At 69.3% G+C, this 13759-nt stretch carries 16 protein-coding genes; 8 read left to right on the top strand and 8 right to left on the bottom strand.

Annotated elements, in window-relative coordinates; genetic code table 11:
* Positions 1-86 precede the first annotated feature (86 nt).
* The 8 genes from C6569_RS16490 (at position 87) to C6569_RS16455 (ending at position 6497) form a co-directional block, all read left to right on the top strand.
* The gene (locus tag C6569_RS16490) at positions 87-782 is read left to right on the top strand and encodes a response regulator transcription factor (protein WP_106749881.1); all 696 of its coding nucleotides are present in this window, start codon (positions 87-89) and stop codon (positions 780-782) included.
* Between the two features lie 26 nt (positions 783-808).
* Entirely contained in the window at positions 809-2593 is a 1785-nt protein-coding gene (locus C6569_RS16485; protein WP_106749879.1) for a sensor histidine kinase, read from the top strand.
* An 11-nt stretch (positions 2594-2604) separates the two neighbouring features.
* Complete coding sequence (locus C6569_RS16480) at positions 2605-3084, top strand: HPr kinase/phosphorylase (protein ID WP_245898129.1); 480 nt, start codon at positions 2605-2607, stop codon at positions 3082-3084.
* 90 nt (positions 3085-3174) lie between these two features.
* Complete coding sequence (locus tag C6569_RS16475) at positions 3175-3576, top strand: PTS sugar transporter subunit IIA (protein WP_106749876.1); 402 nt, start codon at positions 3175-3177, stop codon at positions 3574-3576.
* A 95-nt stretch (positions 3577-3671) separates the two neighbouring features.
* Positions 3672-3983: an HPr family phosphocarrier protein gene (locus tag C6569_RS16470; protein ID WP_106749874.1), complete on the top strand. Its 312-nt coding sequence runs from the start codon at positions 3672-3674 to the stop codon at positions 3981-3983.
* A gap of 45 nt (positions 3984-4028) precedes the next feature.
* A complete protein-coding gene (locus tag C6569_RS16465; RefSeq protein ID WP_106749872.1) occupies positions 4029-4562 on the top strand; it encodes a TIGR00645 family protein in 534 nt (177 codons plus the stop codon).
* Positions 4562-5272, top strand: coding sequence for a class I SAM-dependent methyltransferase (locus C6569_RS16460; RefSeq protein ID WP_106749870.1), 711 nt, complete (start codon positions 4562-4564; stop codon positions 5270-5272). The genes C6569_RS16465 and C6569_RS16460 overlap by 1 nt, the downstream gene beginning before the upstream one ends.
* A 70-nt stretch (positions 5273-5342) precedes the next feature.
* A complete protein-coding gene (locus tag C6569_RS16455; RefSeq protein WP_106749869.1) occupies positions 5343-6497 on the top strand; it encodes an aminotransferase in 1155 nt (384 codons plus the stop codon).
* Between the two features lie 19 nt (positions 6498-6516).
* Here the strand turns inward: C6569_RS16455 and C6569_RS16450 are convergent, their stop codons facing one another.
* The 8 genes from C6569_RS16450 to C6569_RS16415 all read right to left on the bottom strand — a co-directional run bounded on the left by C6569_RS16450 (position 6517) and on the right by C6569_RS16415 (position 13758).
* Complete coding sequence (locus tag C6569_RS16450) at positions 6517-6951, bottom strand: RrF2 family transcriptional regulator (RefSeq protein WP_106749867.1); 435 nt, start codon at positions 6949-6951, stop codon at positions 6517-6519.
* 123 nt (positions 6952-7074) lie between these two features.
* Positions 7075-7530: a dUTP diphosphatase gene (dut, locus tag C6569_RS16445; protein WP_106749866.1), complete on the bottom strand. Its 456-nt coding sequence runs from the start codon at positions 7528-7530 to the stop codon at positions 7075-7077.
* Positions 7527-8735, bottom strand: a complete 1209-nt coding sequence (gene coaBC, locus C6569_RS16440) for a bifunctional phosphopantothenoylcysteine decarboxylase/phosphopantothenate--cysteine ligase CoaBC (RefSeq protein WP_106749864.1) — start codon at positions 8733-8735, stop codon at positions 7527-7529. Before coaBC ends, dut begins: the two co-directional genes overlap by 4 nt.
* Positions 8736-8810: 75 nt before the next feature.
* Positions 8811-9887, bottom strand: a complete 1077-nt coding sequence (locus C6569_RS16435; RefSeq protein ID WP_106749862.1) for an AI-2E family transporter — start codon at positions 9885-9887, stop codon at positions 8811-8813.
* A gap of 90 nt (positions 9888-9977) precedes the next feature.
* On the bottom strand, positions 9978-11423 hold the full coding sequence (locus C6569_RS16430) for an AMP nucleosidase (RefSeq protein WP_106749859.1): 1446 nt from the start codon (positions 11421-11423) through the stop codon (positions 9978-9980).
* A gap of 105 nt (positions 11424-11528) precedes the next feature.
* Positions 11529-12311, bottom strand: a complete 783-nt coding sequence (gene truA / locus C6569_RS16425) for a tRNA pseudouridine(38-40) synthase TruA (RefSeq protein ID WP_106749858.1) — start codon at positions 12309-12311, stop codon at positions 11529-11531.
* A complete protein-coding gene (gene fmt / locus C6569_RS16420) occupies positions 12311-13243 on the bottom strand; it encodes a methionyl-tRNA formyltransferase (RefSeq protein ID WP_106749856.1) in 933 nt (310 codons plus the stop codon). The genes truA and fmt overlap by 1 nt, the downstream gene beginning before the upstream one ends.
* The gene (locus C6569_RS16415; RefSeq protein WP_106749855.1) at positions 13240-13758 is read right to left on the bottom strand and encodes a peptide deformylase; all 519 of its coding nucleotides are present in this window, start codon (positions 13756-13758) and stop codon (positions 13240-13242) included. The genes fmt and C6569_RS16415 overlap by 4 nt, the downstream gene beginning before the upstream one ends.
* Position 13759: the final 1 nt, after the last annotated feature.

Raw genomic sequence — 13759 nt, 5'->3', positions numbered from 1 at the left:
TTCGCCACGCTTGGCGCGTTCGAACGGCGGGGGCGCGTCTGCCACAATTCGCGCCCGACACATGCCTCGCCCAATAAGGGAAGCAAATGCCGACCATCGCTCTCGTCGACGACGACCGGAACATCCTCACCTCGGTCGCCATCGCGCTCGAAGCCGAAGGCTATCGCATCGTCACCTACAATGACGGCGCCTCGGCCCTCGACGGCTTCAAGCAGACGCCGCCCGACCTCGCCATCCTCGACATCAAGATGCCGCGGATGGACGGAATGGAGCTGCTGCGCCGTCTCAGGCAGAAGACGGACATGCCGGTGATCTTCCTCACCTCCAAGGACGAGGAGATCGACGAGCTGTTCGGCCTGAAGATGGGCGCCGACGACTTCATCCGGAAGCCGTTCTCCCAGCGCCTGCTGGTTGAGCGCGTGAAGGCGGTGCTGCGGCGGGCGGCCGCCAAGGACCCGGCCGCGGAGGCGAAGACCGACGCCAAGGTGCTGGAGCGCGGCAAGCTGCGCATGGACCCCGAGCGCCACACCTGCACCTGGGACGGCGAGCCGGTGACGCTCACCGTGACGGAGTTCCTCATCCTGCAGGCGCTCGCCCAGCGCCCGGGCGTGGTGAAGAGCCGCAACGCCCTGATGGACGCCGCCTATGACGACCAGGTCTATGTCGACGACCGCACCATCGATAGCCACATCAAGCGGCTGCGCAAGAAGTTCAAGGTGGTCGACGACGACTTCGAGATGATCGAGACGTTGTACGGCGTCGGCTACCGCTTCAAGGAGTGAGGCCGCCCCGGCGCCTCACCGGCACCATGCTGGACCGGACCACAGACGAGACCCAGGCGGCGCAGCCCTCCGCCCCCCCTCGGCCGCTGAGGCCCTGGGCGAGGCTGGTGCGGGTTCTCGCCCGCGCCGCGCGGGCCGTCGTCAACCGCTCCTTCTCCAGCCTGACGCGGCGGATCGTCCTCCTGAACCTCGTCGGCCTGGTGGCGCTGGTCTCCGGCATCCTGTGGCTGTCGCAGTTTCGCGAGGGGCTGATCGAATCGCGGGCGCAGAGCCTTCTGGTGCAGGGCGAAATCATCGCCGGCGCCATCGCCGCCTCCACCTCCGTCGAGGGGCCGGTCATTCCAATCGACCCGGACAAGCTGTTCGAGCTGCAGCTCGGAGGCGCGGCCTCGTCCGTGGACGACTTCGGCGCCCTGCTCGAATTTCCCATCAACCCGGAGCGTGTCGCGCCGGTGCTGCGCCGCCTGACCGGCCCGACCGGCACCCAGGCCCGCGTCTACGACCGCGAGGGCAACCTCATCCTGGACAACCGAAACCTCTATGGCCGCGGTGACATCCAGACCCTCGACCTGCCGCCCATCGGCACCAAGCCGCCCTTCTACGAGAAGTGGTGGAACGAGATCCGCCGCTTCCTGCGCGGCGGCGGCAATTTCCCGCTCTACCGCGACCTCGGTTTGCGCAACGGCCGCAGCTATCCGGAGGTGGTGCAGGCGCTGAACGGGCAGAAGGTCAGCATGGTGCGCGTCAACGAGCGCGGCGAACTGATCGTCTCGGTGGCCATCCCGGTGCAGCGCTTCCGAGGCGTGCTCGGCGTGCTGCTGCTGAACACGCAAGGCGGCGAGATCGACGCGGTGCTCGATGCCGAGCGCTTCCAGGTGCTGCGCGTCTTCCTCGTCGCCGCCCTGGTCATGGTGGTGCTGTCGATCCTGATGGCGCGCACCATCGCCGGCCCGGTCCGCAAGCTCGCCGAGGGCGCCGAGCAGGTGCGCCGGCGCCACCGCTCGCGCGAGGAGATCCCCGACTTCAGCCAGCGCCGCGACGAGATCGGCCACCTGTCGCGGTCGCTGCGCGACATGACGGACGCGCTCTACGCCCGCATCGAGGCGATCGAGCGCTTCGCCGCCGACGTCGCCCACGAGCTCAAGAACCCGCTGACCTCGCTGCGCTCCGCGGTGGAGACGCTGCCCCTCGCCAAGACCGACGCCTCGCGCGGACGGCTCCTCGAGGTGATCCAGCACGACGTGCGCCGCCTCGACCGGCTCATCACCGACATTTCCGATGCGAGCCGCCTCGACGCCGAGCTGCAGCGCCAGGAATCGACGCGCATCGACCTGTCGAAGCTTCTCGGCACTCTCGTCACCATCGCCAATGAGGTGCGCAAGGACGGCCAGGTGCCGGTGGTGCTCAGCTTCGAGGGTGGCAAGCCGGCGGAATTCGTCGTACCCGGCCATGACGGCCGGATCAGCCAGGTCGTCACCAACCTGATCGACAATGCCCGCTCCTTCTCGCCGCCCGACGGCGAGGTGCGGGTGACCGCGCGCAAGCTCAAGGGCGCCATCGAGATCGTCGTCGAGGACGACGGGCCCGGCATCCGCGAGGACGCGCTGCAGCGCATCTTCGAGCGCTTCTACACCGATCGTCCGCACCAGGATTACGGGCAGAATTCCGGCCTCGGTCTGTCCATCTCCAAGCAGATCATCGAGGCGCACGGCGGCAGCATCTGGGCGGAGAACCGTCCCGGCCGCACCGACGAGGAGGGTCAGCCCGTGCCGGCCGGTGCCCGCTTCGTCGTCCGCCTGCCGGCGGCCTGAAGGCGGCGGCCGTGGCCACCGTCCACGCCACCGCGGTTCTCCTCGGCGCCCGGGCGGTGCTGATCCGGGGGCCGTCCGGATCGGGCAAGTCGCGCCTGGCCCTCGACGTCCTCGCCCTCGCAGCGGCCGGCCGCGTGCCCTTCGCCCGCCTCGTCGCCGACGACCGGGTGGCGCTTGAGGCCCATGGCGACCGGGTCGTCGCCCGCGCGCCGGCGGCGATCGGGGGGCTCGTCGAACGGCGCGGCGAGGGGATCGTGCCGCTGGCCTTCGAGCTCTGTGCGGTGGTGGGTCTGGTTGTCGACCTCGCGGCGGAGGATGCTGCGCGCATGCCGGAGGCCGCAAGCCTGTGGACGGAACTCTGCGGCGTCAGATTGCCGCGCCTGCCGGTCGCCCCAACCGTCGACCCGGCGCCGCTGGTTCTGGCCCGATCCCCGTGGTGTTCCACACCAAATCCGGTCCTTGCTGCATCGCACGCGTATGGCTATCGTTGACCGACCTGCCCTTGCGCCAGCCGGCCACATGGTCAAGATGTCTTCCTTCCGAGTGAGCAGGCGCGCGGCGAGCCGCGCGCGGAGTGCCTGATGATCGGTCTCGTCATCGTGACGCACGGCCAACTGGCCGTCGAATTCCGGCATGCCATGGAACATGTCGTCGGTCCCCAGCGCCAGGTGGAGACCATCGCCATCGGGCCGAGTGACGACATGGACCAGCGTCGCCGCGACATCATCGCCGCGGTGGACCAGGTCGATTCCGGCGACGGGGTGGCGGTGCTGACGGACATGTTCGGCGGCACGCCGTCCAATCTCGCCATTTCGGTGATGAGCGGCCGCCCTGTCGAGGTCATCGCCGGCATCAACCTGCCAATGCTCGTGAAGCTCGCCACCGTGCGCTCGGAGAAGCCGCTGGCCGAGGCGGTGCTCCATGCCCAGGAAGCCGGGCGCAAATACATCAACATCGCCAGCCGAGTTCTCGCGGGGAATTGAGGTCCGGCGGGTTCGGTGCCTAGAATGGCGGCGAACTGCCCGCAATCGGGGCATCGTGCCGCCTCGGCGGCGGAAGGATCGCGAGGAACGGCGAGATGGCGCAGGACGAGGGGGCGAATGCGGCGCAGGCGGCCGATGCCGTGGTGCGCGAACTGCCCATCCTCAACAAGCGCGGCCTCCATGCCCGCGCCTCCGCCAAGTTCGTCGCCTGCGCCGACCGCTTCGACGCCGCCATCAAGGTGTCGCGGGCCGGCGAGACGGTCGATGCCGGTTCGATCATGGGGCTGATGATGCTCGCCGCGGGCATCGGCACCTCCATCACCATCACAGCGCGCGGGCGCGAGGCCGAGGCCGCCGTCGAGGCATTGGCGGCGCTGGTGGCCGACCGGTTCGGCGAGGGCGAATAGCCGCACCGCTTGCCTGCGATACCATCCCGTGCCAAGAGCCGCGCCATGAGCCAGATACCGGAGAATCCCAGCGCATCGGAAGGCATCGAGCGGGCGCTCGAGCGGGGCCTGTTCGCCAGTCGCTGGCTGATGGCGCCCTTCTATGTGGGCCTGATGATCGGCCTGCTCGCCCTGATGATCGTCTTCGTCCGCGATCTCGTCGGGTTCATGGTCAAGGTGCCGACCGCCAAGGAGGCCGACGTCATCCTCGGCGTGCTGACCCTCATCGACCTGTCGCTCGCCGGCAATCTGGTGATCATGGTGGTGTTCTCGGGCTACGAGAACTTCGTCTCCAAGATGGAACACGTCACCCATCGCGACAGACCGGAATGGATGGGGTCCATCGACTTCTCCGCCCTCAAGCTGAAGCTGCTCGCCTCGATCGTCGCCATCTCCGCCATCCACCTGCTCAAGGCCTTCATGAATGTCGGCGCGATGACGGACCGGGAGATGACCTGGCTGGTCGTCATCCACGTCACCTTCGTGGTCTCCGGCGTGCTGCTGGCGCTGACCGACAAGCTGTCAGGATCGGCCAAGTGATGGCCGACTGGCGTTCGTTCTGGGACGGCGAGCACGCCATTTATGTGAGCGATCGCCACAAGGCAGTTCACTACCGCGCCATTGCCGACGGCATTCTCGCCCATGTGGCCGAAGCCGGCCTCGGACCCGACGCCGTGGTGCTGGACTATGCCTGCGGCGAGGCGCTGGAGAGCGCGCGGGTCGCCGGGGCGGTGGGGCGTTTGGTGCTGTGCGACGGTGCGCCCTCGGTGGTGGCCAAGCTGCGCGAACGTTTCGGCGCCCTGCCCAACGTCGCCTTCGCCCTTCCCGAGGATCTCAATGCCGTGCTGGCGGACGGCACGGCCGACCTCATCGTCGTCTCCTCCCTCATCCAGTATCTGTCGGAGGCGGATTTCGCCGCCCTGCTCGACCGCTTCCGCGCCAAGCTGAAGCCCGGCGGGCGGCTGGTCCTCGCCGACGTCATTCCGCCCGACGCGGGCATGGCGGCCGACATCACCTCGCTGCTGCGCAACGCCTGGCGCCACGGTTACCTGCCGGCGGCTCTGGTCGGCCTCGTGGCGACGGCCGTTTCGCCCTACCGCAAGATCCGCAGCGAGATCGGGCTCGCCACTTATGCCGAGGCCGACATGCTGGCCTTGATGGCGCGGCACGGCTTCTCCGCCCGGCGGCACCATCCCAATCTCGGGCTCACCCCGCACCGCATGACCTTCGTCGCGCTCCCGGTGGTTTGACTCGGGCCCCTCGTTTCGGCATACCGGCCGGATCGTTCTTTGAACAGAACGCGCCCGAGACGGTGATCCCATGAACCCGATCTTTGCCGACCTGCCCACCACCGTCTTCGAGGTCATGTCGCAGATGGCGCGTGAGACGGGCGCGATCAATCTCGGCCAGGGCTTTCCCGACGATCCCGGCCCGGTGGACGTGCGCCAGAAGGCGGCCGAGGCCGTGATCTCCGGCTGGAACCAGTATCCGCCGATGATGGGCCTGCCGGAACTGCGTCAGGCCGTGGCCGACCACTACCGGCATCACCAGAACCTGACGCTCGATCCGCAGCAGGAGGTGATGATCACCTCCGGCGCGACCGAAGCGCTCGCCGGCGCCCTGATGGCGCTGATCGAGCCCGGCGACGAGGTGGTGCTGTTCCAGCCGATGTACGACGCCTATCTGCCGCTCGTGCTGAGGGCGGGGGGCGTGCCGCGTTTCGTGACGCTCAGGCCGCCGCACTGGCGTTTCACCGAGGAGGACCTCGCCGCCGTCTTCACTCCGAAGACCCGCGTCGTCCTGATCAACAATCCGCTCAACCCCGCCGCCTCGATCTTCCCGGCCGAGGATCTCGACCTGCTCGGCAGGTTCTGCCAGCGCTTCGGTGCCACCGTGGTCTCCGACGAGGTGTGGGAACACGTCGTCTTCGACGGCCGGCGGCACCTGTCGGTCCTCGCGATCGACTCGCTGCGCGACCGGGCGGTGAAGATCGGCTCGGCGGGGAAGATCTTCTCGCTCACCGGCTGGAAGGTGGGCTTCGTGGTGGCCGCGCCGGCGATCATGAAGGTGCTCTCGAAGGCGCACCAGTTCCTGACCTTCACGACGCCGCCGAACCTGCAGGCGGCGGTCGCCTACGGCCTCACCAAGGACGACGGCTATTTCGCCGGCATGCGGGCGGATCTGCAGCGCTCGCGCGACCTCTTCCACGCCGGCCTCGTGCAGGCCGGTTTCCGCGTGCTGCCCAGCGCCGCCACCTATTTCATCAACGTCGACCTCGCCTCCGCCGGGATCAACGACGACGTCGCCTTCTGCAAGACGCTGGTGGCCGAGCACGGGGTGGCCGCCATCCCCGTCTCCGCCTTCTACGCGCAGACGCCCGTCACCTCGGTGGTGCGGTTCTGCTTTGCCAAGAAGGACGAGACGCTGAACGGCGCGCTCGACAGGCTGGTGAACGTCTTCGCCAAGGCAGCCTGACGTCAGGGCGGCCTGAGGGTCAGGCCGGCTCGAGCAGGCCCGGCACGGCCTCGCGCGCCTCGGCGACCTTGTCGCAGAGGTCGGCCACCGAGATCTTGCCGAGGCGGTCGAAGTAATCCCGCTCGGCCTCCGCCATGGCGGGCACGATGATGGCCTCGATCAGCGGCGAGACGGGGTCGAAATCGTCCATGCCCGATCCCACCGCCGTGCGGACGATCTCGGCACAGCTGATGCGGTGGCGGTCGCGGGCGACGTCATAGCCCCCGCGCGGGCCGCGCATGCCCTTGAGAATGCCGGCCCTCACCAGCGCCTGGAGGAGCGGCTCGAGGTGCCGGGGCGGAAGGTTGTGGCGTGCGGCAAGCGCCTTCGCCGACACGGGTGCGTTCACCGCGTGTACGGCGATATCGACAACGGCGGCGATCGCCAACCGGCCACGACGTGAAAGGATCGACATGGGTCCCTCAATGCTGGGGGCGACGTCGTTTCACCCCAATTTCGAGCAAATCACATCTGAGACGAAGAGTAGAAGACCATTTCGTGCATAAGGCCTGTGTCTGCAACGCAGAGAAGAATATTCTCATCTGCCGGTAGAACCGAGTCCCCCCGCGCCGCGGCGAGTCGCGTCCAGGCTGTCGACGGCGACCAGATCGGCGGCGGTGACGGGCGCAACCACCAGCTGCGCGATGCGTTCGCCGCGGGCGATGGTCACCGGCTCCCGCCCAAGATTGATGAGCAGGACCTTCACCTCCCCGCGATAATCGCAGTCGATGGTGCCCGGCGCATTGGCAACCGTCAGGCCGTGCTTAAGGGCGAGCCCAGAGCGCGGCCGGACCTGACCCTCATAGCCCTCCGGAATGGCCATTTCGAGGCCGGTCGCCACGGCTGCGCGGTCGCCGGGAGCGAGGGTCAGCGGCGCGTCGGCGGGCAGGGCGGCGAGGAGGTCCATGCCGGCGGCCCCTTCGCTCTGGGCGCGCGGCAGCGGCAGGCCCTCGCCGTGGGGCAGGACGCGGACGGGGATGGTCAGGCGGCTCATGAGGCGATCCGGCGGGCGAGGAGGGAGACGAGGGCCTCGGCGACGGCGTCCTTGGACTGGCGTTCCCAGGTCTCGACGCCGGCGGCATCGACGATATGGACCCGGTTCATGTCACCACCGAAGGTGTCGGTGCCGCTGGAGACGTCGTTGGCGACGATGAGGTCGCAGCCCTTGCGGGCGAGCTTGGCGCGGGCATTGTCGACGACCGCTTCCGTTTCGGCGGCGAAACCCACGACCAGGCCCGGCCGTCCCGCGGTCTTCTTCGCGACGGTCGCGAGGATGTCGGGGTTTTCGACGAAGCTGAGGCTCGGCGGGCCGCCGGCGCCCTTCTTGAGCTTGCCGCCGGCGATCTCGGCGACGCGCCAGTCGGCGACGGCGGCGGCGAAGACCGCGACGTCGGCGGGCAGCGCCGCCTCGACGGCCGCCAGCATGTCGCGGGCGCTCTCGACATGGACCGTGGCGACGCCCACCGGATCCGCCAGCGCGACCGGTCCTGTCACCAGTGTGACGCGGGCGCCGGCCGCCGCCGCGGCGCGGGCGATGGCGTGGCCCTGCTTGCCGGAGGAATGGTTGGAGATATAGCGGACCGGGTCGATGGCCTCGCGGGTGGGCCCGGAGGTCACCACCACATGGCGCCCGGCGAGCGGGCGGCCGACGGCGGGATCGGCCATCAGGCCCTCGATGGCGGCGATGATCTCCGGCACTTCCGCCATGCGGCCGGGGCCGAACTCGCCGCAGGCCATGGAGCCCTCGTTCGGCCCGACGACGGCGACGCCGTCACCCTCGAGCGTCGCGAGATTGCGCCGTGTCGCCGGGTTCAGCCACATGCGCACGTTCATCGCCGGGGCGAGGAGCACGCGCTTGTCGGTGGCGAGGAGGGCGGTGGAGGCGAGGTCGTTGGCGTGGCCGTTGGCCATCTTCGCCATGAGGTCGGCGGTGGCGGGGGCGACGACCAAGAGGTCGGCGTCGCGGGACAGCTCGATATGGCCCATCTCGTTCTCGTCGGTGAGCGAGAACAGCTCCTGGAACACCTTGTCGCCGGTGAGCGAGCCGATCGAGAGGGGGGTGACGAATTCGCTGCCCGCGCGCGTGAGGATGGCGCGCACCTTCGCCCCGCGGTCCTGCAGCCGGCGGATCAGGTCGAGCGACTTGTAGGCGGCGATGCCGCCGCCGATGACGAGAAGGATGCGCTTGCCGACGAGCATGGGAAAAGGCCTTCCAGCGAGGCGGGGACCCTACCGGGTTGGTGCTGCGCTGCAAAGTCCGCCGTGGGGAGGCCGTCAGGCGGGGCCGGGATCGCGCACCGGCTGCTCCCGGCGTGAGGGTGTCTCGGCCAGCATCTGCCAGACGGTGACGAACATGGCGGCGATAAGCGGGCCGACCACGAAGCCGTTGAGGCCAAAGATCTCGATGCCACCGAGGGTGGAGATGAGAATGAGGTAATCGGGCAGCTTGACGTCCTTGCCCACCAGCATGGGCCTCAGGATGTTGTCGGCGAGGCCGATGACCATGACGCCGAAGGCGACGAGGACGACGCCCTGCCAGATCGATCCGGTGGCGAGGAGATAGATGGCCACGGGGCCCCAGACGAGGCCGGCGCCGACCGCCGGCACCAACGAGAGGAAGGCCATCAGTGCCGCCCAGAGCAGCGGCGACGGGATGCCGAGGAACCAGAAGATGATGCCGCCGAGGGCGCCCTGCAGCAGGGCGATGAGGATACCGCCCTTGACGGTCGCCTGCACCACCTGGGCGAACTTGCGCAGCAGGGCGCGGCGGCGATGCGGTTGCAGCGGCAGCTTGTCGGCGATGCGGTCGATCAGCCTGCCGCCGTCGCGCAGCAGGAAGAACAGAAGGTACAGCATGACGCCGAGGTCGAGCACGAAGCCGGCCGTGCCCTGGCCGATGCTGACCGCGCGGGTGGCGATGGACTGGCTGCTGGCGGTGGCCCAGGAGGCGATGCGCTCCTGTACGTCGTCGGCATTGTAGATGCCGTAGCGGGCGGCGAAATCCGTGACCCACGCGGGAAGGCTGGCGAGGACGCGACGGATCAGGCCGGGCAGGTCGATGCGGCCGGATTCGATGGCCGCATAGGCTTCCGCGCCCTGCGACACCAGGTTCGCCCCGACGGCGAGGAATGGCAGGATGACGATGAGCAGGATCGCCACCAGGGTGATCAGCGCGGCGAGGCTCGGCCGGTCGGGCATGGCGCGGGTGACGCGGTCGTTGACCGGCGCGAAGACGATGGCGGTGACCACCGCCCAGAGGATGGCGCCGAAGAAGGGCCAGAGGATCCAGCCGAACAGCAGGCTGACGACGACCAGCAGCGCCGCAAAACCCACATCGTCGAACTTGCGCATCGTCGCTTCCGTCGCACCCGCCGGGACAGACCCGGACCGACAGAAACGCGCGAGGCGGAAAAAGGAGCCGGAGTCTGCGACCTTTTTCGCTCAGCGGAAGGGCGGCTCGTCGAAGCTCCTGAGCTTGCGCGAATGGATGGTACCGCCGGCGCGCTTCAGGCGCTCCACGGCGTCGAGGCCGACGAGCAGGTGCTGGGCGACGGCGCTGGCATAGAAGGCGTTGGCGGCGCCCGGCAGCTTGATCTCGCCGTGCAGCGGCTTGTCGGAGACGCAGAGCAGGGTGCCGTAGGGCACCCGCAGCCGGTACCCCTGGGCGGCGATGGTGCCGCTCTCCATGTCGACGGCGATGGCGCGGGAGAGATTGAAGAGGCGCGCCTCCTGCGTATAGCGCAGCTCCCAGTTGCGGTCGTTGTTGGTGACGACGGTGCCGGTCCTGAGCCGGTGCTTCAGCGCCTCGCCGCTCATGCCGGTGACGGCGGCGCAGGCCTCCTGCAGCGCGGTCTGGATCTCGGCGAGGGCGGGGATGGGGATTTCCGGCGGCACGAGAGCGTCGAGGATGCGGTCACGCCTGAGATAGGCGTGGGCGAGGACGTAGTCGCCGATCTCCTGGGCCTGCCTGAGGCCGCCGCAATGGCCGATCATCAGCCAGCAATGGGGGCGGAGCACCGCCAGGTGGTCGGTGATGTTCTTGGCGTTGGAGGGGCCGACGCCGATGTTGACGAGGGTGATGCCGGCCGTGCCGCGCCGCTCCAGGTGGTAGGCCGGCATCTGGTAGCGGTGCCAGGCCGAGGCGGCGATGCGGGCGGCGCCGCCGTCCAGCGTCTCGGCGGTGACGGTGAGCCCGCCGGGGGCGACCAGCCTTTCGGCGCGGCCGGCGGCGATCTCCGCCATGGCCCAGCCGACGAACTGGTCGACATAGCGATGGTAGTTGGTGAGCAGGATCCAGGGCTGCACCGAGCGCCAGTCGGTGCCGGTGTAGTGGATCAGCCGGCGCAGCGAATAGTCGACGCGCACCGCGTCGAAGAGGGCGAGCGGCAGGGTGCCCTGCGGCAGCCCGTCCATGATGCCGTCCGCCACCTCGTCGCCGACGAGGGACAGCAGCGGCACGGGGAAGTGGCGCGCCAGCTCGGCCGGGGTGCGGGCGTCGGCGGTGAGGTCGGCGGCGCCGTCCAGCACATAGGGATAGGGGATTTCCTGGGTCGAGGGCCTGACGTCCAGCGTCGCGTCATATTCGGTGGTGAGCGGGCGGAGCTGGTCGAGGAGATAGCGGCGGAAGAAGCCGGGCTGGGTCACCGTCGTGCGGTAGAGGCCGGGCTGCGAGAACTTGGCATAGGCGCGGCGGTTGCGCGGGGCGGCCCGCTCCGGCGCATAGGTGACGGCGATCTCGGGATAGACGAAGCGGGCGCGCTCCTCGGGCGTCGGCGGCGCACCGCCGGCGAGATAGCGGGCGAGCGCGGCGCGAAGGGCGGCCGTCGCCTCCTCATAGAGGGCTTCCAGGCGGTCGACGGCGGCTTCGGGTGTCAGGCGTTCGGTCATGGCGCGCAGGTTTAACACGATCGGGCGACGGTGGGATGCCGGCCCCGCAAGGTCCAAGTGCGTCCTTCGAGGGAAGCGGCGAGCCTCGGAGTGCGATCCGCCCTCTCACCGCTCCGGCGTGTCGGGGAGCGGCTGCCAGTGCGCGGGATAGTCCACCTGCGTCAGGTAGAGCGCGTGCGCCGGCCCGACGGTGCCGCAGGCCTTGCGGTCGCGGGCGGCGAGGGCCTCGGCGAGGTCGTCGGCCGTCCACAGGCCCTCGCCGACCAGCTTCAGCGTGCCCACCATGGAGCGCACCTGGTTGTGCAGGAAGGAGCGGGCGTCGAGGCGGCATTCGATGCCGGTCTCGGTGCGGAAGACGTCGAAGCGGTCGAGGTTGCGCACCGGCGACTTCGCCTGGCACTCGGTGGAGCGGAAGGTGGTGAAGTCGTGCCGGCCGATGAGCAGGCGCGCCGCCTCGCGCATGCGATCGACGTCCAGGGCCTTGGGCGACCACCAGGCCCGCTGGCGCTCGAGGGTGAGCGGCGGGCGGCGGTCGATGATGCGGTAGAGGTAGTGGCGGCGCACGGCCGAGAACCGCGCGTCGAAATCGTCCGGCATCTTCTCGGCCGCCACCACGGCGATCGCCTCGTCCTTGAGGTAGCGGTTGGTGGCGTCGCGCACCACGCGGTTCGGCCAGTCGCGGGAGAGGTCGACATGGGCGATCTGGCCGGTGGCGTGGACGCCGGCATCGGTGCGTCCGGCGCCGCCCACCGTCACGCTCTCGCCGGAGAATTCGCCGATGGCGCGGACGAGCTCGCCCTGGACCGACTTGCCGAAGCTCGCGCCCTGCATCTGCCAGCCGAGATAGGGCCCGCCGTCATATTCGATGGTCAGCCTGTAGCGCGGCATTACCCGAAGACCGCGCCGGGCCCGACCTTGGCGCCGTTGAGGAAGTCGGCCGCCTTCATCGCCTTGGCGCCGGCCCGCTGGACCTCGACGAGGCGCAGCGCGCCGGTGCCGCAGGCGACGGTGAGATCCTCCGCGAGCAGCGTTCCCGGCGCCCCCGTTCCTGCCGCCAGCGCCGTGCGCAGCACCTTGACCCGCTCCGGGCCCTTGCCGAGATCGGCCTCGAACCAGGCCCCGGGAAAGGGCGAGAGCCCGCGCACCTTGTCGTGGATCTCGGACGCAGGGCGCGCCCAGTCGATCCGTGCCTCCGCCTTGTCGATCTTGGCGGCATAGGTGACGCCGTCTTCAGCCTGGGGCGCGAAGCCGAGGGAGCCGCGGTCGAGGGCGGCCAGCGCCCGCACCATGAGGTCGGCGCCGAGCACCGCCATGCGGTCGTGCAGGTCCTGCGCCGTCATGTCGGGTCCGATGGCGATCTTCTCGACCATGGCGACGGGACCGGTGTCGAGGCCCTCGTCCATCTTCATGACCATGACGCCAGTCTCGGCGTCGCCCGCCATGATCGCCCGCTGGATGGGGGCGGCGCCGCGCCAGCGCGGCAGCAGCGAGCCGTGCAGGTTGAGGCAGCCGAGGGCGGGCGCGTCGAGCACCGGCTTCGGCAGGATGAGACCATAGGCGACGACGACCGCGACATCGGCTCCGAGGGAGGCGAAGTCGGCCTGGGCCGCGGCGTCGCGCAGGGTGCGCGGGGTGAAGACCGGAATGCCGAAGCCGTCGGCGAGACGATGCACGGGAGTCTTCTGCTCGGCCATGCCGCGCCCGGCAGGCTTCGGCGCGCGGGTATAGACCGCCACCACCTCGTGGCCCTGGCCGATGATCTCGGAGAGGGTGGGCACGGCGAAATCCGGCGTGCCCATGAAGACGACGCGCAGGCTCACGCGAGGGCCTCGCGGCGGGCGGCCTTGGTGAACTTCTTGATGACGCGCTCGCGCTTCAGGCGGGAGATGTGGTCGATGAAGAGGACGCCGTTGAGGTGATCGACCTCGTGCTGGACGCAGGTCGCCATCAGGCCCTCGCAGTCGAGCTCCTGGGTCTTGCCATCGAGGTCGAGATAGCGGACGCGGCACTTCGCCGGGCGCTCCACCTCCTCGTAATATTCGGGAATGGAGAGGCAGCCCTCCTCGTAGACGGAGAGCTCGTCCGAGCTCCAGACGATCTCGGGATTGATCAGCACCACCGGCTTCTTCGGCTCCTCCTTGCGGGCGAGGTCGATGGTGACGACGCGCTGGGGCACGGCGATCTGGATCGCCGCGAGGCCGATGCCCGGTGCGTCGTACATGGTCTCCAGCATGTCGTCGGCGAGTTTCCTCACCTTGGAATCGACGGCTGCGACGGGCTCGCAGACGAGCTTCAGCCGCGGATCGGGAAGGACGATGATCTCGCGCAGGGCCATG

Source organism: Phreatobacter cathodiphilus, assembly GCF_003008515.1.
In the GTDB taxonomy this organism is placed as follows: domain Bacteria; phylum Pseudomonadota; class Alphaproteobacteria; order Rhizobiales; family Phreatobacteraceae; genus Phreatobacter; species Phreatobacter cathodiphilus.
Note: the sequence above shows the minus strand (reverse complement) of the source record. Positions and strands in the feature narration are given on the sequence as shown.

What these genes read in the sequence shown, in the direction of transcription:
- C6569_RS16490 (WP_106749881.1), top strand. Translation starts at nt 87, where the DNA reads ATGCCGACCATCGCTCTCGTCGACGACGACCGGAACATCCTCACCTCG.
- C6569_RS16485 (WP_106749879.1), top strand. Translation starts at nt 809, where the DNA reads ATGCTGGACCGGACCACAGACGAGACCCAGGCGGCGCAGCCCTCCGCC.
- C6569_RS16475 (WP_106749876.1), top strand. Translation starts at nt 3,175, where the DNA reads ATGATCGGTCTCGTCATCGTGACGCACGGCCAACTGGCCGTCGAATTC.
- C6569_RS16470 (WP_106749874.1), top strand. Translation starts at nt 3,672, where the DNA reads ATGGCGCAGGACGAGGGGGCGAATGCGGCGCAGGCGGCCGATGCCGTG.
- C6569_RS16465 (WP_106749872.1), top strand. Translation starts at nt 4,029, where the DNA reads ATGAGCCAGATACCGGAGAATCCCAGCGCATCGGAAGGCATCGAGCGG.
- C6569_RS16460 (WP_106749870.1), top strand. Translation starts at nt 4,562, where the DNA reads ATGGCCGACTGGCGTTCGTTCTGGGACGGCGAGCACGCCATTTATGTG.
- C6569_RS16455 (WP_106749869.1), top strand. Translation starts at nt 5,343, where the DNA reads ATGAACCCGATCTTTGCCGACCTGCCCACCACCGTCTTCGAGGTCATG.
- C6569_RS16450 (WP_106749867.1), bottom strand. Translation starts at nt 6,951, where the DNA reads ATGTCGATCCTTTCACGTCGTGGCCGGTTGGCGATCGCCGCCGTTGTC.
- dut (WP_106749866.1), bottom strand. Translation starts at nt 7,530, where the DNA reads ATGAGCCGCCTGACCATCCCCGTCCGCGTCCTGCCCCACGGCGAGGGC.
- coaBC (WP_106749864.1), bottom strand. Translation starts at nt 8,735, where the DNA reads ATGCTCGTCGGCAAGCGCATCCTTCTCGTCATCGGCGGCGGCATCGCC.
- C6569_RS16435 (WP_106749862.1), bottom strand. Translation starts at nt 9,887, where the DNA reads ATGCGCAAGTTCGACGATGTGGGTTTTGCGGCGCTGCTGGTCGTCGTC.
- C6569_RS16430 (WP_106749859.1), bottom strand. Translation starts at nt 11,423, where the DNA reads ATGACCGAACGCCTGACACCCGAAGCCGCCGTCGACCGCCTGGAAGCC.
- truA (WP_106749858.1), bottom strand. Translation starts at nt 12,311, where the DNA reads ATGCCGCGCTACAGGCTGACCATCGAATATGACGGCGGGCCCTATCTC.
- C6569_RS16415 (WP_106749855.1), bottom strand. Translation starts at nt 13,758, where the DNA reads ATGGCCCTGCGCGAGATCATCGTCCTTCCCGATCCGCGGCTGAAGCTC.